This window comes from Methanobacterium formicicum, from assembly GCF_029848115.1.
In the GTDB taxonomy this organism is placed as follows: Archaea; Methanobacteriota; Methanobacteria; order Methanobacteriales; family Methanobacteriaceae; genus Methanobacterium; species Methanobacterium formicicum.
In genome coordinates this window covers 70,001-93,394 of record NZ_JARVXG010000051.1, presented here as the reverse complement: position 1 = coordinate 93,394, position 23,394 = coordinate 70,001, and the positions used below count along the sequence as shown (strand labels likewise).

General features: G+C 38.6%; 19 protein-coding genes (1 of these 19 running past the window's edge). 9 read left to right on the top strand and 10 right to left on the bottom strand.

What is annotated here, in order from left to right; all coding sequences use genetic code 11:
• Position 1 precedes the first annotated feature (1 nt).
• The 4 genes from QC759_RS07730 to gntC all read right to left on the bottom strand — a co-directional run bounded on the left by QC759_RS07730 (position 2) and on the right by gntC (position 6,194).
• Entirely contained in the window at positions 2-1,180 is a 1,179-nt protein-coding gene (locus QC759_RS07730; protein ID WP_048072111.1) for an aminotransferase-like domain-containing protein, read from the bottom strand.
• 116 nt (positions 1,181-1,296) lie between these two features.
• Positions 1,297-2,154 (bottom strand): 4Fe-4S binding protein, encoded by an 858-nt coding sequence (locus QC759_RS07725; RefSeq protein ID WP_048072110.1) that lies wholly within the window; start codon positions 2,152-2,154, stop codon positions 1,297-1,299.
• A 135-nt stretch (positions 2,155-2,289) separates the two neighbouring features.
• The gene (locus QC759_RS07720) at positions 2,290-4,851 is read right to left on the bottom strand and encodes a cation-translocating P-type ATPase (protein WP_048073800.1); all 2,562 of its coding nucleotides are present in this window, start codon (positions 4,849-4,851) and stop codon (positions 2,290-2,292) included.
• 230 nt (positions 4,852-5,081) lie between these two features.
• Positions 5,082-6,194 (bottom strand): guanitoxin biosynthesis PLP-dependent (S)-gamma-hydroxy-L-arginine cyclodehydratase GntC, encoded by a 1,113-nt coding sequence (gene gntC, locus QC759_RS07715; RefSeq protein ID WP_048072109.1) that lies wholly within the window; start codon positions 6,192-6,194, stop codon positions 5,082-5,084.
• Between the two features lie 81 nt (positions 6,195-6,275).
• Between gntC and QC759_RS07710 the strand changes: the two genes are divergently transcribed.
• Positions 6,276-7,688, top strand: coding sequence for an amino acid permease (locus tag QC759_RS07710; protein ID WP_048072108.1), 1,413 nt, complete (start codon positions 6,276-6,278; stop codon positions 7,686-7,688).
• Positions 7,601-9,373: a hypothetical protein gene (locus tag QC759_RS07705; RefSeq protein WP_144405519.1), complete on the top strand. Its 1,773-nt coding sequence runs from the start codon at positions 7,601-7,603 to the stop codon at positions 9,371-9,373. The genes QC759_RS07710 and QC759_RS07705 overlap by 88 nt, the downstream gene beginning before the upstream one ends.
• 23 nt (positions 9,374-9,396) lie before the next feature.
• On the opposite strand, the gene QC759_RS07700 is transcribed toward QC759_RS07705, so the two are convergent.
• Positions 9,397-10,947, bottom strand: coding sequence for a radical SAM protein (locus tag QC759_RS07700; RefSeq protein WP_048072107.1), 1,551 nt, complete (start codon positions 10,945-10,947; stop codon positions 9,397-9,399).
• Between the two features lie 133 nt (positions 10,948-11,080).
• Between QC759_RS07700 and QC759_RS07695 the strand changes: the two genes are divergently transcribed.
• The 7 genes from QC759_RS07695 (at position 11,081) to QC759_RS07665 (ending at position 18,081) form a co-directional block, all read left to right on the top strand.
• On the top strand, positions 11,081-11,548 hold the full coding sequence (locus QC759_RS07695) for a phosphopantetheine adenylyltransferase (protein WP_048072106.1): 468 nt from the start codon (positions 11,081-11,083) through the stop codon (positions 11,546-11,548).
• On the top strand, positions 11,549-12,076 hold the full coding sequence (gene yjjX / locus QC759_RS07690; RefSeq protein ID WP_048072105.1) for an inosine/xanthosine triphosphatase: 528 nt from the start codon (positions 11,549-11,551) through the stop codon (positions 12,074-12,076).
• Between the two features lie 111 nt (positions 12,077-12,187).
• On the top strand, positions 12,188-13,897 hold the full coding sequence (locus tag QC759_RS07685; RefSeq protein ID WP_052659950.1) for a glycosyltransferase family 39 protein: 1,710 nt from the start codon (positions 12,188-12,190) through the stop codon (positions 13,895-13,897).
• 140 nt (positions 13,898-14,037) lie between these two features.
• On the top strand, positions 14,038-15,042 hold the full coding sequence (locus QC759_RS07680) for a glycosyltransferase family 39 protein (RefSeq protein ID WP_048072104.1): 1,005 nt from the start codon (positions 14,038-14,040) through the stop codon (positions 15,040-15,042).
• A gap of 326 nt (positions 15,043-15,368) precedes the next feature.
• Positions 15,369-15,737: a hypothetical protein gene (locus QC759_RS07675; protein WP_144405518.1), complete on the top strand. Its 369-nt coding sequence runs from the start codon at positions 15,369-15,371 to the stop codon at positions 15,735-15,737.
• Positions 15,738-15,743: 6 nt separating this feature from the next.
• Complete coding sequence (locus QC759_RS07670) at positions 15,744-16,925, top strand: glycosyltransferase family 4 protein (protein ID WP_082055691.1); 1,182 nt, start codon at positions 15,744-15,746, stop codon at positions 16,923-16,925.
• 19 nt (positions 16,926-16,944) lie between these two features.
• Entirely contained in the window at positions 16,945-18,081 is a 1,137-nt protein-coding gene (locus QC759_RS07665) for a glycosyltransferase family protein (protein ID WP_048072101.1), read from the top strand.
• Between the two features lie 104 nt (positions 18,082-18,185).
• Here QC759_RS07665 and QC759_RS07660 read toward each other — a convergent pair whose 3' ends face one another.
• The 5 genes in view from QC759_RS07660 to QC759_RS07640 are tightly spaced (at most 30 nt apart) and all read right to left on the bottom strand, a layout consistent with a single transcriptional unit that may run on beyond the window.
• A complete protein-coding gene (locus QC759_RS07660; RefSeq protein ID WP_052659949.1) occupies positions 18,186-18,974 on the bottom strand; it encodes a class I SAM-dependent methyltransferase in 789 nt (262 codons plus the stop codon).
• Positions 18,975-20,243, bottom strand: a complete 1,269-nt coding sequence (locus QC759_RS07655; RefSeq protein WP_048072100.1) for a glycosyltransferase — start codon at positions 20,241-20,243, stop codon at positions 18,975-18,977. It lies immediately after the preceding gene.
• Positions 20,244-20,263: 20 nt separating this feature from the next.
• Positions 20,264-21,796 (bottom strand): lipopolysaccharide biosynthesis protein, encoded by a 1,533-nt coding sequence (locus QC759_RS07650; RefSeq protein WP_279845459.1) that lies wholly within the window; start codon positions 21,794-21,796, stop codon positions 20,264-20,266.
• Positions 21,797-21,826: 30 nt separating this feature from the next.
• Positions 21,827-22,981: a glycosyltransferase family 4 protein gene (locus QC759_RS07645; RefSeq protein ID WP_048072099.1), complete on the bottom strand. Its 1,155-nt coding sequence runs from the start codon at positions 22,979-22,981 to the stop codon at positions 21,827-21,829.
• 18 nt (positions 22,982-22,999) lie between these two features.
• Positions 23,000-23,394 carry the 3' end of a glycosyltransferase family 2 protein gene (locus QC759_RS07640; protein ID WP_048072098.1) on the bottom strand. 631 nt of this gene lie beyond the right edge of the window, so only the last 395 of its 1,026 coding nucleotides appear in the window; its start codon lies beyond the right edge, outside the window — the gene reads right to left on this strand; the stop codon is at positions 23,000-23,002.

The following is a 23,394-nucleotide window of genomic DNA, read 5'->3' as shown; positions in this document are numbered from 1 at the left end:
ATTAATTGGCCTGTAATTTTTCAATGGCTTTTCCCAACCTTTTAATTCCTTCCGCAATTTCTTCTACATTAGAATTGGAAAAATTCAGCCTCATGGTATTTATTTCCGGATCTTCAGTGTAGAATGTTTCTCCCGGTACAAAGGCCACATTTTCCTCAATGGCCAGCTGGAAAAGCTCCATGGCTGACACACCTTCGGGTAGAGTGACCCACAGGAACATCCCACCCTCGGGTGAGGTGTGTTTAACACCCGCAGGGAGGTACTTCCTGATGGACTGGACCATCTGATCCCTTTGCAACTTGTAAAGTTTTCTTATGCTCTGTATATGTCGATCCACATCGTTATCCTGCAGATACTGGTAAACCACCCTTTGGGTGAAGTAGTTGGAGTGGAGATCCGAGGCCTGTTTGGCAGTGATGAGCTTTTCCATGATCTCTGGGGGGGCCACAATCCAGCCCATCCTCATCCCCGGGGAGACGATCTTGGAGAAAGTCCCGAAAAGAATTGAATCAGGCAAATACGATTTAATAGGGGCTATGTCTTCTCCCATGAACCTTATCTCACCGTAGGGATTATCCTCAACCAGTATGGTGTTGTATTCTCCCATTAATTCCGCCACTTTTTTCCTTTTACTGGTGGAATAGGTGATTCCTGTGGGGTTTTGGAAGCTGCTGACCGTGTAGAAGAGTTTAACATCTTCCTCCTTCAGTGTGGTCTCCAGGGCATGGAGGTCCACCCCATCATCTAGGAGGGGTACGGGGTGGAATTCTGGTTCATACAGTCCAAAGGCCTGTATTGCTGCCAGGTAAGTGGGTCGTTCCATGATCACTCCATCCTCACGGTCCAGGAAGACCTTCCCCACCAGATCCAGGCACTGCTGGGAACCATTGGTTATGAGGATATCCTCCACCCCCACCTCCAGTCCCTGGCCCTGATATCTTTCGGCTATGTATTCCCTTAGCCGATGGTATCCTTCGGTGGTACTGTACTGTAAAACTTTGTCCCCATCTTGAGTTAAAACCTTAGAAGTGGCATCTTTTATGGCTTCAACTGGGAATGACTGGGGATTGGGTAATCCGCCGGCAAAGGAAATCATGTCCTCGTCATCGGTAACCTTCAGGATCTCCCTTACAAAAGACCTTGGTATCTTGTTCATACGATTAGCAAATCTGTAATTCATGAAAAATCCTCTAAATTAATTCTAAATTGAAATAAATATTTGGTCCTTCCATCTATTCTTTTATCTTTAGGGAGGTATTCTTTTATCCTCTGGAAGGTTTACTTTTTGCTGCTGTATCATTTGTAGTGAATATGTTTTTTACTTCCGTAGCGGCGCACATGCTCCCAGGCCTGGTGGTACTTCTCAAAACCAGTCCGGGTGGTGTACATGGATGTTTTCCCTCTTTTGAATATTTCCCGGTCCTGGCCCACCGGGCAGACCTTGATACAGATACCGCAGGGGGACCGGTATTCTTTTCTCAGTCTTCGGCTGCGGGTGGCACAGCTTACCTTATCCATAGGTGGTGGGAAATCTGCCTTTTCCTCCATCTCGAGGGCATCTACTGGGCAGTTCCGGGCGCAAGAGAGGCAGTGGGTGCACAGGTCATCACCGGGAATGGTATTTCCTTCCAGTTCCAGGGTGGTGAATATACTGGTGAAACGGATCCTGGGCCCCCAATCGGGAGTTAAAAGGACGTTGTTAAATCCAAATGATCCCAAACCCGCCAGATAGGCGGCGTGTTTATGGGAGAAAAAGGTCAGGGGTTTTTCCAGGAGAACTTCAATATCCCCGTAACCATCCCGGGGGATGAAAACCGAAGGGTGCCCCTTCATGGTCAGGAAGGTTGATAATTCATAGGCCTTAATATCCAGGATGGTGTTTACTGTGTTGTAGAGTTCATGATAATAGATGGAAGGTGCAGTCTCCAGAATGGGTAGTGGTACAGATTGCCCAATCACCACCACGGTCCTGGTTTCCGGGTAGATGGACTGGGGCCAGAATTCCGGGGGTATCCAGGTGGAGAAGTCATGGGGAAGTTCTTCCGGAGGATGTTCCCATCTTTCCACCGGTGCAAAGCCAACCAGGGGTATTCTCAGGCGGGAGCATTCTTCATCTATTTCCTTTTTTATAAGGGAGGAATCTACCGGTTTCATTCACAACACCAGTTTAAGTAGAACTTTTTTTGGGCTAGTACTATATTGGTGGGGAGTAGAAAATAAAAATTGTGGATACCACTGGAAAATAAAAAAAGGAGAATAGGGAAATTTTTAGCTTCTATGTTTTAAGGACTATCTGGATGGTTCTAGATTATCCTTTGGCCTGTTTTTGAACCATTTCAATCCCTCAAACCATATCACGCTCAGCATACCGGCCAGGAAGCAGCCCAGAATTTCCCATAGATTGAGGGGGCAGAATTTGAATAGCTGCTGCAGTGGGGGGAAGTACAGAACCGCCGCTAAAAACAAAACTGCGCCTCCTAAAACCCACCACAGGGCACTGTTAGGGGTGCGGAGAGTTTGGATTATGGTACGGGACCAGGAACGGTTGGTCAGTATCAGGGCCAGGTTGGCGAAGATCAAGGTGATGTAACTCAGTGTCCGGGCACTGGACTCCCCCTGCAGGTTAAGGCCCACCAGGTAAACGGCCAGAACAACCACTAAAACCACGATCCCCTGGAGAATACTCATACCAATGTTCTGCCGGTTGAAAAGGGTTTCCGATGAACTGCGTGGGGGACGTTTCATGGCGTTAGCTTCTGCTTTTTCCGCTTCAAAGACTATTGAACAGGCAGGGTCAATAATGAGCTCCAGGAACACGATCTGCACTGGGAATAGTACCAGGGGCCACTGGAAAAGTACCGGTAGGAAGGACATTCCAATAATGGGAACATGCACCGCGAAGATGTAGGCCGTGGCCTTCTTCAGGTTGTCGTAGATACGGCGTCCCATTTTCACACTGGATACAATGGATGAAAAGTCATCCTGCAGTAAAACCAGGGAAGATGCCTCACGGGCCACATCCGTCCCACGGCCACCCATACTGATACCGATCTGAGCAGATTTAAGGGCCGGGGCATCATTGACACCATCTCCAGTCATGGCCACAGTTTCCCCATTGGATTTAAAGGCCTCCACCAGGCGCAGCTTCATCTCCGGCACCATACGGGCGAAGATGTCAACATCCTTCACCTGTTCTTTAAGGGGCTCATCATCCATCTCATTCAACTGATCGCCCGTTATAATCCTTTCCGGGTCTTTAAGGCCTATTTTCTGGGCTATGTTGCGGGCGGTGCCAGGATAGTCTCCGGTGATCATGACCACCCGGATACCAGCCTGGTAACACTCCTCTACTGCCTGGGGCACTTCCTCACGAACTGGGTCCAGGAATCCCACCAGTCCCAGGAACTGGAAGTTAAAGTCGTGCTGTTTACCTGGGAGATCTGTCTTTTTAAACCGTGCCCGGGCCACCCCTATTATCCTCAACCCTTCACTGGCCATATGGGATATGTTACGGGATAACTGTTCCAGTTCCGCAGATTCCATGTGGCAAAGATCAGCTACAGCCTCCGGTGCTCCTTTAGCCGCAATAATGTAATCTTCACCATCCGGGGATTGCCACACATGGGACATGGCCAGTAATTCCTGGGACAGGGGATATTCGCGGATGAGCTTCCAGTCCTCATGGAGGTGTTCAGTTTCCTGTAGTGTGTCGTTACCAAATTCCTTAAGGGATTTCTCCATGGGATCAAAGGGGTCCCGTTGACTGGCCAGTATACTGAATTCCACCAGTTCGTGGAAGGACTCGGGTAGGTGGTCTGTACCACGGGTAACCTGGTAAAAATCATCACCATTCATAATCATATCCACCGACATCTGGTTAAGGGTGAGTGTGCCGGTTTTATCCACACAGAGTACTGTGGTTGATCCCAGGGCCTGAATAGCATGGGAGCGTCTGGTGAGCACGTTTTTCCTGCTTATTCTCCAGGCACCCAGGGCCAGAAAGATGGTGAGAACCACCGGGAACTCTTCGGGGAGTATAGCCATGGCCAGGGTTATACCAGCCAAAAATCCGTTGAGCCAGTCCATTCTGGTGATTCCATAGATTACCACCACTGCGGCACACAGGGCCACACCAATCAGGGCCATGTTACGTACCAGAGTCCTGGTTTCCTTCTGCAGGCTGGTATCCTCAGTCTCCAGGGTCTGCAAGCGTTTTCCAATTCGTCCCATTTCGGTATTAAGGCCAGTGGACACCACCTGGGCCACGCCCTGGCCCTGCACCACCAGGGTTCCAGAGTAGACTGAGGGTAATCCGTCCCCACCGGGGGGATGCATATCCATCACTCCGCCGCACTGCACCTTCCTTACGGGCACAGATTCGCCGGTGAGCAGGGACTCGTTTACGAGTAAGTTACTGCAGTCCAGGACCACGCCATCTGCGGGTACCCGGTCACCCTCCTTGAGCATTATGATGTCACCGGTGACCACTTCCCTTCCCGGTATCCGTTTTTCTTTACCATCCCTTATAACCAGGGCACGGGGACTGGAAAGATCCCGCAGTGCTTCCAGGGTGCGTTCAGTTTTCCTTTCCTGGTAAAATGTTATGCCCATTATCACAAAAACGAAGGCCAGAAGCATTAATGCTTCCTGAAGGTCTCCTAAAATAAGGTAAATGGTGCCACAGCCAATCAGGAGGAGAAACATGGGTTCCCGGATTACTTCTAGGACTATGGTAAAAAAAGACCTCTTTTCTGAGGAGGGAAGTTCATTGTACCCTTCCTCTTTTATTTTCTGTGATACTTCCCCTTCTTCCAGGCCCTTGATGTTCTCTATATCCAGTTCATTTACCAAAATTAAAACCTCCTTCATTACTCTGGGTTTATAGAATATGAAAACAGGCATATATATCTTTTTCCCTAAATTAACGTGTTAGGATTGCCTAATTGCCTTAAACAAATTGTTAGGTGTATCTAATTTGTGATAGGCTGGCCTAACTTTTAGTAAAATTAAAAAAAGGATTATTGATTTTATTTTTAATAAGAAAAAATTGGAGGGGAGAATCGGGCTGTTTATAATTATCTTTACCAGTGCAAAGACTCCAGTTGGTCCATGGATTTTTCCAGATCCTGGTAGGAGGCAGCGTAAGATATTCGGAAGTGTCCCTCCCCGTACTTACCAAAGGAAGAACCAGGAACCAGAACCACGTCCTTTTTCAGGGCCTCTTCCACTAATTTTTCTGGGTTTTCCGCCGAGGGGAACACGTAAAATGCTCCGTGGGGTTGATGGCAGTCTATTCCCATACTGCGCAGCCGGCCAACCACCAGATCTCTGCGCCTTTTGAATTCATCACGCATTACTTTGACACTGTCCTGGGGTCCCTGCAATGCAGCCAGTGCTGCTTTTTGGGAGATGGAAGTGGCACAGGTAACACTGTACTGGTGTATTTTTAAAATATCTTCCATAACTTCTGAGGGTGCTGCCAGGTATCCAATACGGAAACCAGTCATGGCATAGGTCTTGGAAAATCCATTAATGGTTATAACCTTATCACAGTAACGTGCCGGACTGTAATGCTTCTTTTCATAGATGATCTGGTCGTAGATCTCGTCAGAGATAATCATAAGGTCATGATCATGGGCAATATCAGCCAGTCCCTTCACATCTTCCTTCTCCATCACCGCCCCTGTGGGGTTGCCGGGAGAATTTATTACAATGGCCTTTGTGTGGGGGGTTACCAGTTCCAGCACATCTTCGGCCTTCATCTGGAACTCATTTTCATCCCTGAGGGGTGCCGGTATGGATCGGCCTCCACTGAGTTTCACACAGGCATCGTAAGCCACAAAACCCGGATCTGGGATTATGACTTCATCCTTCTCTTCTACCAGGGCGTTGATACTGGAATAAAGTGCCCCGCTGGCCCCCACCGTTACTATGACCTGTTCCGGGGAGGTTTCAATGTGGTTTTCCCTTTGTAACTTATTGGTTATGGCTTCCCGGAGTTCCGGTATTCCGGTGTTACCCGTGTAGTGGGTGAAACCTTCATCCAGGGCATCTTTTACTGCGTCGCGGATGTACTGGGGAGTGTCAAAGTCGGGCTCACCCAGTGCCAGGTTGATGGAATTTTCCCCCACCATATCGAACATTTTACGGATTCCAGATAGATCAATGGATTGAACTCTTTTTACAGGTTTCATGTTAATTACCGTTTGAAAATCTCTGCCGATTTTTATTTTATTGAGTAGTTTTTTTATTTATCTGATAATATAAATGAAATTATGGCTTATCTGAAAAGGGAACTCGGACTTTTTGATGTGGTCAACTTGGTAATTGGAACCATTGTGGGGGCTGATATCTACATTGCCGCTGCCTTCGGTGCCGGTTACCTGGGACCCTCCTCCATATTCGCTTGGTTACTTGCTGGTTTAATGGCCATTACCATTGCTCTGTGTTTTGCCGAGTGTTCTTCACTTTTACCGCGGGTTGGTGGTCCTTATGCCTATGCTAAGGAAGCATTCGGAGATTTTGCCGGTTTCATGGCTGGTTGGGCGCTGTTAATAGCATCCTGGAGTGCCATAGCAGTTTTTCCCCTGGCTTTCGTTTCGTATCTTTTATATTTTTATCCAACCATGCCTCAGTGGTTGCAGGTAATAGTAAAAATCCTTTTTATCCTGATTTTGACCTTGATAAATTATTATGGGGTTAAAGAGGCTGGTAGGTTAAATGATGTTTTGACCATTCTCAAACTGGCCCCTATCCTCCTTTTCACCCTCTTTGGGATAGTGTACTTCCTGTTCAACCCGGGATTGTTTCTATCTAACTTCACGCCCCTGGTACCACTGGGCTGGGGAGGGATGGGAAGTGCTCTAGTACTGATATTCTGGGCCTATGTGGGTTTTGAACTGGTTACTGTGCCCTCTGATGAAATTAAAGATGCTAAAAAGACCATTCCTAAGGCCATAATCCTGGGGATGGGAGTGATCATTATATTCTACCTGGTCACCAATCTGGTTATTCTGGGGGCCGTGCCCTGGATGGAGCTCAGTACTAGCAGTGCACCCCTATCTCTGGCGGGGAGTGCACTTTTAGGAGGATTTGGTGCGATATTGTTGACAGTAGGGGCATTATTTTCAATTTCAGGCTCAGATGAAGCAGGAATATTATCATCTGCCCGCATACCCTATGCCATGGCAGGAGATGGGCTTTTACCCGGATTTTTTGCCAGAGTGCATCCCGAGTACGGGACCCCCTACGTTGCCCTGGCATTACAGGGTATTTTTACCGGGGTTGCTTCCATATTGGGGAGTATCAGCCAGCTTATCATATTATCGGTTTTCACCCTTCTATTCTGCTACCTCATAACCAGTTTGGCGGTGTTCCCTCTCAAAAAGAAGTACGATGGCGGTATCAATCTGCCCTGGTTGATTCCGGTGTTGGGCGTGGTTATATCACTTTACATGATGACCCAATGTAAATTCAACGAAATATTAACTGGAGTTCTGATTATAGTCTTGGGAATTCCAATTTATGTGAAATACTCCCCGGGAGAAGAGATAAAATCAGTTAAAAGGGAAATTGAACTGGGAAGGGGAATTTTCGCCCGGTGGATACGGGCACCGGACAGATTTCTGGTACACTTTTTAAGGAGACTGGCGGTTTTAATCCGGAAAATCAGGTTATGGGTCAGTTAATTCTGAATGATTTTTATTTAAAATTAGTTTATGAAAAGCTTTTAATTTTAGTTAATTTTAACTCAGCAGAATACTATAAAAATATTTATTTATTACTAAAATTAATTATACCCATAACTCGAATAATTTCATTAAATGGGGGTTTTTGTGTTAATCCAACGAAGTGGGGACTAAGTAACTTAATTGTTGTTTTAGGATTGTATTTACTATTCTCGGTCATTATATTTCCTAATTTTGAATATATCATCAATTCTGATGGTATATCATACATAAATATCGCCACGAATTATCTTAATGGACACATTTTCCAAGCTATTAATGGTTACTGGAGTCCGTTATATTCCTGGCTTTTAGTACCATTTATCTATATATGGCCTGGAAATTTAGAAAATGTTATTTCAACCAAAATATTGAGTATTATTATAGGTCTGTTTACATTCATAGCCATTTCTTCAATTTTAACCAAATTGAGTATGGATAATTATCAAAAGACGATAACATTATTAGCATTACTGCCTTTTATGTTATATTTTACATTTAACTACATTAGTCCGGACTTCTTAGTGGTTTGTACCCTTTTATATTATATGAATTTTTTAATGGATGAAAGATATAGAAAAACATGGCTTATGGGGATTTTAACTGGATTTTTGGGAGTTATGGCTTTTTTAGCAAAAAGTTATGTGTTCTTCTTTTTTTTAATTCATTTTATGGTCGTTAATCTCTTTTATGTTGAAAAATTCTCTAGGGATAGGAAAACCATTCAAAAAAACTTTTTATTGGGGTTATCCGTATTTTTAGTTATTAGTGGGCTTTGGGTGGGAATGATCAGTGAAAAATACGGGACCATAACCATAGGGACAACGGGATCTTATAATTATGCACTGGCTGGCCCTAACTCTAGTGGCCACCCTATCTTTAGTCAAGGGCTCATAAAACCTCCCCATGAATTTTCAACTAGTTCATGGGATGATCCCAGTTGTTTCCATATAAATAAATGGAATCCCTTTAAATCAACACAGAATTTCCAACATCAAATCAGGATTATTTTAGGTAACCTTTATGATTTGATACTACTTTCGTTTAATCTCATGTTTATCCCATTTTTTACCATTATAATGGCATTATTTCTGTTTTTTAAAACGGATAAAGAGTCAATCAAAAATAACTTAGTTATAATCTTAGGCACAATGCTAATTTATCTAAGTGGATATCTTATAATATTGGTTGAGGAACGATATTTATGGTTTGTTTTGATATTATCAATCATATTGGGATTTTATACTTTGAATATGCTATATAAAGAAAGATATCTTATGAAAAAAATTTATGTATCACTTATCATTGTACTGATACTGTGTCTGGCATTCTACCCTATATCATTACTGCACAGTTATTCTGGGGCATGTTCCGGTGCTTATATGGTCAGTATGGATTTAAAATCACATGGGATTAAGGGTAACATAGCTTCCAACGACCATTGGGAAATAATGGATTATTTCGGATATTATTTAGATGACCAATATTATGGAATCACCGGAAATAAGTCCAGTCTGGAATTAAGGAGGGATCTGGATCTTTATCAAATTGATTACTATTTTATATGGGATGAATCTCTGCCCGGCGATTCCCTAGGGGAAATTGTATATAAAAATCAATATTTCAGGGTAATCAAGGTTCGTTAGGGTAATGAAAAGAAAATTATCATTTAAAGACAAGCTCCACAGTCATAACAACCAAAAGTCTCACACCATGGTGTTAAATCGCCCTTAAGGGCTTTTTCATATTCTTTTTCCAGGAATTCATCACTTACCCCCACATCTATGTCTTTCCAGGGGAGAGTTTCGCTACCACTGATGTGGGGTGTTAGTTTTTTCCATTTTGAGAGGGAAACTCTTCCCTGGGAAGATTCTTCAATTATATCCGCCATTTCAGTACCCCCCAGGGATAGTATGTACTGTACCAGGGATTTGTTGGGGGTTTCCACCTTAAAATGTTTGTTTTTCAGGTGTTTTTTAAGGAATTTCACCTTGCCTTTGGTCTCCTTAAGATTGAACTCTGCCCACTGGAATGGTGTGTGGGGCTTTGGTATGAATGGGTTGACACTTATACGGAGAGAATCAGGGTGTGGTGCCATAGCTTTCAGATCCCCTACCAGATCCACTAAGTCCTCCAGATCCTCCTGTGTTTCCGTGGGGAGTCCTACCAGGAAATAGAGCTTAACATTCAACTTCATTTGAAAGGCAGTCGCCATGGTCCTCTGGATATCCTGGTCGGTGATGGGTTTGTTCACCAGTTTACGGAGTCTCCAGGTGGATTCCGGGGCAATGGTAATGGTCCTGAGACCACTTTCCTTTAAACTCTCCAGAAGGTCAGGGGAGATGGATTCAATACGCAGGGAGGGGGTGGTTACCTGGAATTCTCTCTGGAGGAGTTCACGGCACAATTTTTCGATCTGGGAGTAATCAGAAACAGCACCACCAATGAGGGCAATCTTATTCAGGCCAGTGGATTTTCTCCCCTTTTCAGCTGTTTTTAAAAGAGTTTTAAGGTCCACTTCCCTGCGGGGCCGGTACATGCAGCCTGCCATGCAGAAACGACAACCCCGGGCACAACCCCTGGAAACCTCCAGGAGAAATGACCTTCCAAAAGCCGGGATCAGGTCCGGGTTATCTGTTTCCGGGTAAACCTGTTTCACCGGGCGCCAGGCATCATTCATATCCTCCACCTGAACCAGTTTCACTTTGTTACCAGGGATATAAACCCCCTCCAAGTCCAGTAAAGCATCCATATCCTGGCGGGGGTTATCCATCTGGGCTATTTTCTCCAGAAGTTGTGGTAGAATTACTTCACCATCACCCACCAGGAACAGGTCCACGAACTGGGACATGGGCAGGGGATTGGAACTGGCACAGGGACCACCGGCAATGACCAGGGGGTCCTGGGGTGATCGATCTTCCCTCCGAACCTTTAAACCACCTTGACGCAGCATTTCCAGTACATGGGGGTAGTCCTGCTCGTACTGGAGGGAGAAGCCCACCACGTCAAAATCCTTCAGGGGGGAACCAGTCTCCAGACTCTTACCATAGGGGTAGACCACTCTCTCACAGTAAACATCCTCCTGGTGGTTCAGGAAGTCGTAGATAATATGGAAACCCAGTGAGGACATGGCACTACGGTAAAGGTTGGGGTAGCATGAAGCGAAGCGAAGCCCTATCCGGAGGGGATCCTTCACCACCACGTTGTGTTCCAAGAGCATAGTTTATTATCATGTTTACCATATAATCAAGATATCTACATTTTGAGTCCCTGAACTGATGGGGAGTCATTTACATCTTTTAAAAAATTTCCTGTTCATAGTAATTTCACCATAATAATTAAGGATAACAAGCATGACCTCAACCAAATATAACCGGGTGGCAGTGGGAGGAACCTTTGATAAATTCCACCAGGGCCACCGCTTACTCATAAACAAGGCATTCCAGGTGGGAAAAGAAGTCCTGATAGGAGTGACCTCCGATAAGTTCGGGGGAATGAAGGGGGAAATAGAGCCCTGCAACGTGCGCATGTCCAACCTGAACTCTCTGCTCAAAGGACGTTCTGGTTACAGTATATCCCGGCTGGACGACCCCTACGGAGTAACGGTACATGATGAAACTGTTGAAGCCATAGTGGTAAGTCCGGAAACCGAGCCCACCGCCTTCCAGATCAATGAAATACGCCGGGAGAAAGGTATGAAATCCCTGGACATTATCACCATAAGCATGGTGCTGGCCGAGGATGGTAAACCCATATCTTCCACCCGCATACGCCGGGGAGAAATAGATCCCCGGGGAACGGTGATTAAAAAGGGTGAATAAATGAAGATTGTGGTTGCTTCTAAAAATCCAGTGAAGTTAAAGGCCACCCAGAATATCCTGGAGAAGATCTACCCTGCGGTGGAAGTGGAAGACCGGGACGTGGATTCTGGTGTGCCAGACCAGCCCATAGGACTGGAGGTCACAGTTCAGGGAGCCATCAACCGGGCAAAAAACGTATTTTCTCCAGATTTTGATCTTTCCGTGGGTATAGAATCAGGTTTACTGGAGGTACCGCACAGTATAACCGGTTACTTGGATCTGCAGTGGTGTGCCATCTACGATGGAGAAAAAATCACCCTGGGAGTGAGTGCTGGTTTTGAATACCCTCCCATGGTCATAGAACAGGTTCTGGGTGGTAAGGAAGTGGGGGATGTAATGGACCAGGTTACGGGTGTGGATAAGTTAGGACAGAAAACAGGTGCAGTGAGCCACCTCACCCAGGGAATGCTGGACCGCACTGGAAACACCGAACAGTGTGTGCTGATGGCCATGGTGCCCCGGATGAATGATGATTTGTATTTTGAATAAACTATTTTTTTTAGAAACTATTTTGGGAATAATTTGAAAGGGTTTGTGGTATGATTTTACTGGTAATATGAAAAGGACTCAAAGTTATATAAAGGGAATATTAAACATGATATGATGACTGGAATTTCTGATAATCTCTTTGACAAGATAAAAAGCCATTCCTCAACTGTTATCTTTTTACTGGCTTTAACCTTAATTGTAAGCTTCATAACCTATAACTGTTTCCAGATACAACTATCCATCGGTCCGGTGTGGGATACCTATGATTTCATGGCCAACGCCGCCCTAATGGCCGGTAAGGGAGTTGGTTACTTTGACCTGTTACGCCCCCCCTTCCTGTCATTCCTGACTGCCATCTACTACAGTGTTGATGGTCTGGCCCTGTGGCCCATTGCCGCCATTGACTGTGTGATATTCGTTCTGGGAGTCATAGGATTATACTTATTATTCAAGTTGCGCTTTGATGATTTGACCAGTTTTCTGGGAGCATTAATCTTTGCCACTTTTCCCATTGTCATCACCTACGTTGGAGCAGGATTCACAGATAATCCCAGTGTATGCCTATCCATTTGGGCGCTGCTATTCACCGTACTGGCCGTTAAGAAAGACTCAAGGTTATTCTATTTATCATTCCCCCTGGCAATGATATCCTTTTTAACCCGCTTTTCAATGGCATTGTTGATCTTCCCGATTTTCTTATATTTACTTATTAACTGGGAAAAGATTAAAGATCTAAAATATGTAAGGGATATTCTAATCGGAATAGTAATCTCCTTTGCACTATTAATTCCAGTTTTCATGTTCTATGCTCAATTCGGAAGTCCAATTTATCCATTCCTGGACTTTTTCGGATCCAGTTCCGGAGCATCGGCAGCCGGTGGAATGCACTTTGCCTATAACACTGATTTCTTCTACTTTGTCAAGCTGTTACCCTATTTAATAGGCCCAGAGTCAATAGGAGTCCTTTTTATCTTTTTGTTGGGAATGATCCTGTATATTTTTAACAGATTTCGAATTAAAACCATTTCAAATGGTGTTAATAATGATAAAATTCACAAATTAATGGAAAATAAAGGAAAAATCATAGTTCTCCTGGTTGTTTTGGTTATATTTGTTTTAACCATCCAAAAAATCCATTACCTTATATCGGAGACATTATTTTTCATATTGTGTTATTTATTCTATGACTGGATAAAAGTTTTAGAATTTAAAGACTTAGATCTTGATTTCCTATTCTTATCATGGGGAATGACATTCTTCCTATTCCACAGTATCTATATAATTAAAGATTACCGCTATTTTGTGGGCATGGCCCCTTCCACGGTCTATTTCTTGATGAGGGGATTTTTCTGGGCAGTGTCCCAGTTTGGGTTTAAGTTTAAGGGTCATAATATCACTCAACTGGCCATGGCATCATTCTTAATAATCCTAGTTTTATTTTCAACGCTGTCCTCGTTTTCAGGCATACACGAAGCCAACATCGAGTTGCAAACCCTGAATGGAGATATTATTACTGCCAGTGATTGGTTTGTTCAATATGATCCGGAATATAAAAACAAGGTGATCTACTCTGATTTCTGGCCCTATTCGGGATGGTATCTGCGCATGAATATTAGTAAAATGCCCATATTCAGGGATGGTGAAGTGCTCTACTGTGGGGCCAAGGACTATAACTTCACACAACAGGATATAATTGCTTACAACAGTGAATTGGAATCTCATAATGCAGAATATTACTTTTCAATGAGAAAAGGACTGAATTTCTACAATTACAAGCCTATTAAACAGTTTGGCTCAGTAACACTCTACAAAAGAGATTAGTTGTCGAGTGACAATACCTTATTTTGCTTCTTTTCTTACTATCTTATTTTTTGTATTTCCCCGGTAAATAGCAAAAAATATTTATAAGTATTTTTGTAACATCATATTAAATTACATCTTGATTGTATGATGGGGGTTTTGTGGTTAACTTAGATAATTCCAAATTTATTCATCCATCCAACATCTTAGGTTTACTATTTCTAACCTTAATGGTGGGATGTATTACCTACTGCTGTTTCCGGGTACATTCGGATATTGGGCCGATCTGGGATACTTATGACTTACTGGCCAATGCTGCTTTCTATGCGGGTAATGATATTGGATACTACGATCCCCTGAGACCCCCACTGATGTCCATTTTAGGGTCATTATATCTTGAAAAAACCTTGATTACCTGGCCCATCATGTGCATTGACGGATTAATATTTGTTTTCGGTTCCATTGGCTTATACTTGCTTTTTAAACTTCGTTTTGATGTTTTCAGCAGTTTACTGGGAACATTACTATTCGTTACTTACCCCATAGTACTCACCTTTGCCACTGAAGGTTTAACCGACATTCCCAGTGTTTGTATAGCCATCTGGGGTTTGTTATTCACAGTTCTGGCCGTTAAAAAGAACACTCGAATGTTTTATATAGCCTTTCCCCTGCTAACCCTGGCATTTTTCACCCGTTATTCAACAGCTTTATTCATATTCCCAGTGTCACTTTACATTTTAATCAATAGGGATACTTTTAAACCCTGGAAGGACATTTTTGTAGGAGTAGGCATCTCTATCATGATTCCTTTCCTCATTTTCCATTTGTATCAGGTGGAATTGGGGAATACTTTTATTTCTTTAGCAAATTTCTTTAAAACAAGTTCAATTTCATCGGAAACCGCTTCCTCAATGATCCTGAGTTATAACCCTGATATTTTGTACTACTTTAAGTTGATGCTATTTGCCACCTGGTTTGAAGGGATGGCTCTTATTCTAGTAATTATTTTAGGGTTAATTTTATTTTTAATAAGAGGGTTTAAACTAAATAAACAGAAAAAGAGCTCTAAACAATTTTTAAAGGATAAATGGGCACAATCAGTGCTTACTAAGAAAAAAATTGTTTTTGGCAGTGTTCATCTTAATAATTTTTGGTTTGACCTTTGACAGAATTCATTACCTTGTCAGTGAAGTGATATTCTTCTCCTTTTTATTCCTTGCATACAATTTGCTCCAAAAATATAAAATAAGAGATATGGACTTTGATTTTCTATTTCTTTCCTGGCTCATGGCTTTTTTCATATTTCACAGTGCATATGCCATAAAAGACTTCAGATATGTCATAGTAATGATTCCCCCCTTAACCTACTTCCTTATCCGGGGATTTAAACTCGCCACATCTCAGTTTAACCTAAAAATAAGGGACAAGAACCTGGCCCACATCTTATTCAGTTCAATCTTAATAACCCTAACTATTACTTCAGCTGGCTTATATGCCAGTTATATCTGCAACCAATGTCCACTTAAAGGAAATGAATGAAAATTCAGCAGTAATATGTTCCTGGCTGGAACATCATGACCCTGATTATAAAAACAAGGTGATCTACTCTGATTTCTGGCCCTACACTGCCTGGCACCTCCGGATGGATGTGGGTAAAATGCCCATATTCAGGTGCAATCAAACCATCTACACTGGTGCCAAGGATTATAATTTCACAGAACAGGATATGCAAGATTATAATCAGGTGTTGGATAATAATCATGCGGATTACTACTTTTCCAGGGTGGGGGCCTTGAATTTAACCAACTATAGGTTGGTAAAGAAGGTTGGCGACTTTATATTATATGAGAGAGTTAAATAAGTATTGATGAAAATTGGAATTATCAGCTCTGCCTACCCTGATTTTGAAGATGACCCCCATGGCATATTTGTCCATAGATTAATGAGGGAGATAGTGAAGAAAGGACACGAGGTCCATGTTCTTGCTCCTTACACTGGTGGTGAAACAGAATACACCCTGCAGGGGGTGCAGGTGCAAAGATTTCACTACTTCTACCCCCAGAGGTTTGAAAAACTTTCCGGAAGAGCGGGAATGATCGACAATGTTAAAGAGGGTTTTTTAGTCAAAATTCAGGTTTTAACTTTCCTTTTCTTCAACGTTGTTCATTCATTATTAAAGCTAAGGAAAATGGATGTTATCCATGTACAATGGCCCATACCCAATGGTTTGGGCGGGATTTTTTTGAAAAAAATTTACGGGATCCCTTACATTAACACCATTCATGGTGAAGAAGTTCATCTTTCCAAACGGTACCATCTGCTCTTTGCCCTTCGATGGCTGGTGAATAACTCCTCAAAGACCATAACCAACAGCACTGCCACCAGGAAATTCTGCCTGGAAGCAGGTCTGGATGGGGATAAAATTGAGGTTATACCCTTTGGAGTGGACACTGACTTTTTCCGACCCCTGGAAGTATACAAGGATAAGAATATCTTCCAAATTCTTTCAGTGGGTTATTTGATTGAAAGAAAGGGATTCGAGTATATTATAAGGGCAATGCCCCAGGTTTTAGATGAACATGCAAATGCCAGGTTGAAGATAGTTGGATCCGGACCACTAGAATCTGAATTAAAGGAACTCATCTATGAACTGGAACTGGGGGATGAAGTGGAAATTGTGAACAATATATCTGATGATGAACTTTTGATGGTATACAATTCTGCTGATCTCTTTGTACTCTCCTCTATTGTGGACTCCCAGGGGAATACCGAAGGATTGGGTGTTGTTTTACTGGAAGCCATGGCTTGTGGGCTTCCAGTTATGGGATCCAATGTGGGTGGTATTCCGGATATAATTACAAATAATGAAATTGGGGTACTGGTTGAAGAAAAAGATGTTCATGGAATATCAGAAGCGATAAAAAAGTTGATTAAAGATAAAGAATTAAGAACTATTCTCTCTAAGAATGGATTTAATTTGGTTAAACATAATTTTAACTGGGAAACTATTGCGAAAAGGTATATTGAGGTTTTTGAAGATTTAATATAATTGGATGATATGTGATTTTATGAAACAAAAAATCTTGTATATCATGCATGTTGATTGGAGATGGATTAAACAAAGGCCCCATTTTATCGCCGAGGGGTTATCTGATTTTTATGATGTAACTGTGGTCCATTTTTGTAGTAAACGTTATCTCTTTCAAAATCCGTTTATTTCGGATACCGATAATAACTTAAATATTTTACCTGCATTTAGGCTTCCACTATACCAAAATAATAGCATATATAATTTGAATAAGGTTTACATGCGAATTTACTTCAGATTATTGTTGAAAAAGTATAACCCAGATATTATTTGGATTACCTATCCTCAATTGTATGATTATATTCCTGAAAATAACTGCAAAATAATTTATGATTGTATGGATTTGGCAACTGGTTTTGATTTTGAGGATAAATCAAAAATAATTGACTTAGAAGAAAAACTAATAAATGACTCTTCTTTAGTGTTTACATCTTCCAATTATCTTTTTAATAAATTGATTGACACATATCACTGTGAAGATAAACTATTCCTAATTCGAAATGCTTATAGTGGTGAAATAATTCCCAAACCATTGAATTTTGAAGGATCAGGAAGTATTGAAACTGAAAAAACTTTTAAGATAGGTTATGTGGGAACTATTTCGAAATGGATAGATTTTACAAAGATAAAAAGAACGTTAAAAGAAATAAATAACATAGAATACCATTTCATTGGGCCATGTGAATTGGATCAGGTATTGGAAGATAGTAGAATCAATTTTCATGGACCAGTCAATTACAATGAAATCTATAACCATGTTAAGGATTTTGATTGTTTAATTGTTCCCTTCAATGTGGACGATAAAATAAAAGCTGCAGACCCTGGCAAGATATATGGATACATAAATTACAATAAACCGATTATTTCGGTATATTACAAAGAATTGGAATATTTTTCTAAATTTTTATATTTTTATTCAACAACAGAAGACTTATTGGACTTATTAAACAATATGGTAATTAATGGATTTGAGAGGAAATATTCTAATGATGAGCGCATAGAATTTCTAAAAAAGAATTCTTGGAATATGCGTGCAAAAGAAATACGAAATATCTTGAAATTATTTAAACTCGTATCTCTAATTGGAAAATTTAGAATTAAGTTGTTAAGTTATTAAATTCTACATAAAGTTATTATGAACATGGAGATTAATCAATAGTTCTGACTAATTTGTGGGTTTGGAAAAATTGGAATTTTTGGCTTTTAAAAAGTCCTATATTATTATTGTCTTGTTTTTTTGCATAATGCTATTATATCTAAAGATTTAGGCGGACAATTATAATCAATTTTCAAATCATCCATTGAATATTTATTTAAAGTAAAATTGGACAAGTTATATTTATTTTTCTTCATTTCCGATCCTTTAATAAACTTAAACTTTTTAAAAATTGAAACTGCTGGATTTATAAGAAATATTCTTAAATAAGATTGTTTAACTCTATTGTACTCTATGGAAAAAATGTCTTCAGAAGCACATAGGCCATAGATTTTTGTTTCATCAAAATAAGGTTTAACTAATTTTTCAATCTCTTTATTATTGTATTCAATCATATGTTCAGGATTCCAAGGTTTCTGAAATGGTAATAGACGTAATTTTTTATTAGGAGTTGTTAAAATAAAAATGCCATCTTCTTTTAAAACTCTTTTTATTTCTTTAAGATATAGATGGACTAATTTAGGACTAATATGTTCAATAACTTGAAAAGAAATTATCGTATCAAATGTATTTTTTTCAAAAGGCAAATCAATTCCATTACCCATTATATATTCGATATTACTTTTTGAATAATTTTCTTTACAATATTGGATATTTTGTTCTGAAATATCAATTGCAGATATCTTTTTAGCATAGCTTGCTAAGTAATGTGTTCCATATCCATTACCGCATCCTACCTCAAGAATGTTTTTATTTTTAATGTAATCTTTCGCAAATTGATATGCTTTAAAGTGTCTTAAATATTCTATGTATTTTTCAATAGAATTCCAGTTTTTTTGGGGTTTAATAGCCATCTAGTCACCATTAATTATCTGCTTATATATCCCATCTAATTTCTTTCCAACTATTTCGTAACTAAAATTTTTATTTATATAATTAGATATACATTCTGGAGAATAATTATCATAGTGGTCTAACATTTGATCGACAGCATGTACTATTGCATTAATATTTTTAGGTGGAATGAGTATTCCATTATTTTCATTTATTATTTCATTAGGTCCTGTTACATTAGTTGCTATAACTGGTTTTCCACAAGCCATTGCTTCAATATAAACCACTCCAAAAGTTTCATACAAACTAGGTTGAATAAAAAAATCGCAATTTTGCATATATATTGCAACCTCTTTTTTTGTTTTAAGACCATGAAATTTAACAAATTCATCTAAACCTAATTTTTTAGTTAATTCTTCATATTCTAATCTGTCGCAACCATCTCCAACAATATCTAAAGTAAAATCGTTTCTTTTTTTCTTTAACTTATTTAATGCTTGCAATAAGTAATAAATACCTTTTTGGTGAGTAATATTGGCAACTAATAACATTTTGATTTTTTCATTTTTTAAGTTTTTATAAATGGGATGAAAAATTTCGGTGTCTACAACATTAGGGACAACGAAAAAATTATTTTTAATTCCATAATTTTCAATATGATTTTTTAAACCAGTACTTACAGGCAATATAGCTGCTGCATTATTCATTGTATATTTAGCTAGAATCATTTCAATTCGATTCAAGTTTCTTCTTGAAAAGCCAGTGTAATGTTCAGTTACTACTACTGGAATTTTAAACAATTTGGATAAAATAACAATTGGAACCCCAACAGTAAAAACGTGAATATGGAAAATATCAGGTTTAAAATCATTTTTGAATATATTTCGCAAAATTCTTAGTACAAGGAAAAACCAAATTGTATTGTTGATTATAACATTTAAATACGTAAATACTATTGAAATCTTTTTGTTTCTTTTAATTATATTTTCATTCCCCTCTTTTAGATTTTTGGGGTTTTTTTTGTAAGAAAATATTTTTGTAAAGAACCAATAATAATTTGTTCGAATATTAAAAACTTTAACACCATCTTCGATATTTTCTGAAATATTATAAAAACTGTTTGGATGTGGTCCTAAACTGTTTGGATAGATAATTAAATTGTCATTGTATAAATTAGAAGCCTTAATCTGTTCTTGTATAAAAATTCCATTTACAGGGTTAAATTTTGTGGGATACCATGCTGGAACTGAAAGAATTTTTAATCGTTTATTTTTTTCTTTGGTTGTCATAAAAATCAGTATTAAATAGTTTAACCAAATAAAATTGTTTTTATTTCGTTGATTTCTTCTATAGTGATCACTTTTAAAATAATTATACTGATAGTGTAAATTAGTATACAAACAATGATGACAATTATAACGTTAATCATGCCAATTGGATTGAAAATTCCAATAATAATGGACATAATTATAGATGAAATAATGCATTTCGGTAGATATTTTAAATCAAATTTGAAATTGAGATATTTAGTAGAATATTTTATTGTGAAAAAACATACAATTCCATAAGCAATAATAGTAGATATTGCAGCACCTATAATTCCGATATAATCTATTAAAATTACATTCAATAAAATATTCGTAATTGCAGAAATGGTCCATAATAAACCTAAAATTTTAGTTTTCTTTTCTAAAAAGATACCATTAAGAAAAATAATATATATACCAAACAAAAGCGCACTCACAGATATTAATGGAGTAATAAAATAACTATTTAAAGCGATTTGAGGTGTTGTAAGTATTAATAATATTTGTTTAGATAATAGAGATAATCCAAAAACTGTCGGAATAGCTAATATTAAATAATATTTAAGAGAATATTTGGAAAATGATTTAACTTTTTCAATTTGATTTTTTTCGTAATATTGAGATAAAACTGTTGGTAAAAGTAAGGCTAACGGACCTGAAATCATCGTTACGATATTCCCTAATGTATATGCTGGAGAGTAATAAGCTACGAAACTTATTCCTAAAAATATATTAATCATGTAACGATCACTGAGATCAACAATCCATGAAGATATGTTTCCAGGAATTGTGGGTATGCCAAAACTTAAATAATCTTTTATATTATTGAATTTGGGAATTCCAATCCCAATATCTGCGATAATTAATAAAAACATGACTATTAATAGTATAATTTGAGTAATTAAAAATCCGTAAATTGCTCCATTAAGGCCAAAACCTATTTTGAGTAAATAATAGGTTAATATTACCATAAGATATGTTTGAATTAAAGTAAATAAGGAATATTTTCTTATTTTTTGTAAAGCTCTAAAGTAATTAGTTAAAAAGGCATTTAAACAATAAGTAATAAGTATTAAAGAAAATAATTTTGTAATAAAGATGTTACCATCAAATAGAATTATGGAAATATTTTTTGAAAATAAAAAGAATAAACTGGCGACGGTTAAAATAATAATGGCAATTACAAATCCCATTGAATAAAAACTTTCTTTGATTTCCTCACTCTTAAAAGCAGGGAAATATCTTACCATTGTATAAGGTAGTCCTAGTGTTGTTAATGCGCTCATTAAATTAAGCGTAACGCTAATTTGAATCCAAATTCCATATTCATTTACGTTTAAATTATTAGTTAAAATTGGTAGTAGAATTATTGAGCTTAGGGCTATTAAAATGTTAGTAAACCCAATTAAACCTATTCTCTGAGCAAATCTTTTGTAATCATTCATATTATCATGATTATTTTCAATATTTTCTTTATTTCTTTGCGTAATTCTGATAAGGACATTATCTAAAGGAGAATGAACATTCAAAATCATAGTTCAAATGATCTAAACTGCTGTTTTAAGTTAATGTATTAATGAATCATAAATGTTTTTTAATTTTTTTGCAGATTTATCCCAGTTATATTCTGTTAAAATAGTTTTTCGTGCATTCTTCCCAACTCTATTATTATTCTTTCCAATTATATCAATTAAAGAATCATAAAATGATTTAGGATCGTCTTTTTCATATAAATATCCATTTTTTTCACTCGTTATTACTTCACTAATTCCTCCAACATTACTTCCTAAAACAACACTTTCCATGGACATGGCTTCTAAAAGTTTTAAAGGTGTAACTAATTCTGATGAAATGGTTGAAGGGCGAGGTATGATAAAAATATCAGAGGTAAAATAATAATCAGGCATTAATTCATGGTTAACAGTTTTTAATAAATTAACTTGAGACATTTTTTTCGAAAGCTGGTTAATTTTATTATAATATGGTCCATTTCCAATGAATACAAATGAAATTTCTGGGTTTTCTCTAACAATGGTGGGAATAGTTTTAATCAGCAAGTCCATTCCATTCACTTGATCTAAATAGCCAGCATATAACACAATTTTTTCAGGGTTTCCAATTTTATTCCTTAATGATTCTCCAGTATTTGATTTATTTTTTGGTTTAAATTTCTCGCAATCAACTCCATTTGGTATCACAGTGATCTTTTCAGAATCTAAATTATATTTTTTTTGTACCCAATTCTTAAGTGAATTTGTGAGTGTGATGGTGTGAGAAGCTTTTTTTGCAATTTTAAGAATATTCATTACATAAAACATATAAAACTGGTTAACGTCTTTTTCATGAGGATGAAGTTCCAATAGTAATGGTTTTTTAAATTTTTCATGTAATTTATAAGCGGTTACAATGTAAGGTGGTAAACTGCGGGCCTGTATTATATCAAACTTTTCGTTTTTACAGTGATTGAATATCTTTTTTTCATGGTAAAAATATCTAAAAACTGGCATCTTCCATATTGAAGGAGGAGATAATGATTTAACGCGCTCTATTTGAATGTTATTAATTTTTTCAGTTTTTAATCTGAAATATTCCCCATTTACCATTTTTTCTGGTGTTACAACTGAGATGGTATATGGAATTCTAGATACTAGATTGTATAAACGAATACTTGATCCAGTATAATCTGGAAGAAAAGTGTTGTGAAGAATTAAAATATCCAAATTAATCACCTTACTAAATTAACCATTAGTTACTATGCCATTATACAGTCCTTCATAATATGCTGTGAATAAATTAGAATTATGATAAAATAAACTTAAAAAGAGGGGTAGAATAATTGCAGCGAAAATTTGAAAAATTAAAAAGAAATAATAATCCTCTTTTCCAGCCCATTTCCTCATAAAAATCCAGCGGTTACGGGTTATGTAGTATAATCCTATGGGATTTGATATTCCCCCACCGGATCTTGATACTTTGTGCCATATGTGGGATGTGGGGATGTATAAACTTTTAAATCCTTCCTGGTTTGCCCGGAGGGTCCAGTCACTTTCTTCAAAGTACAAAAAATAGTTCTCATCCATTAAACCTATTCTCTTTATGGTTTCGTTTTTAATCAAAAAAACAGAGCCACTAA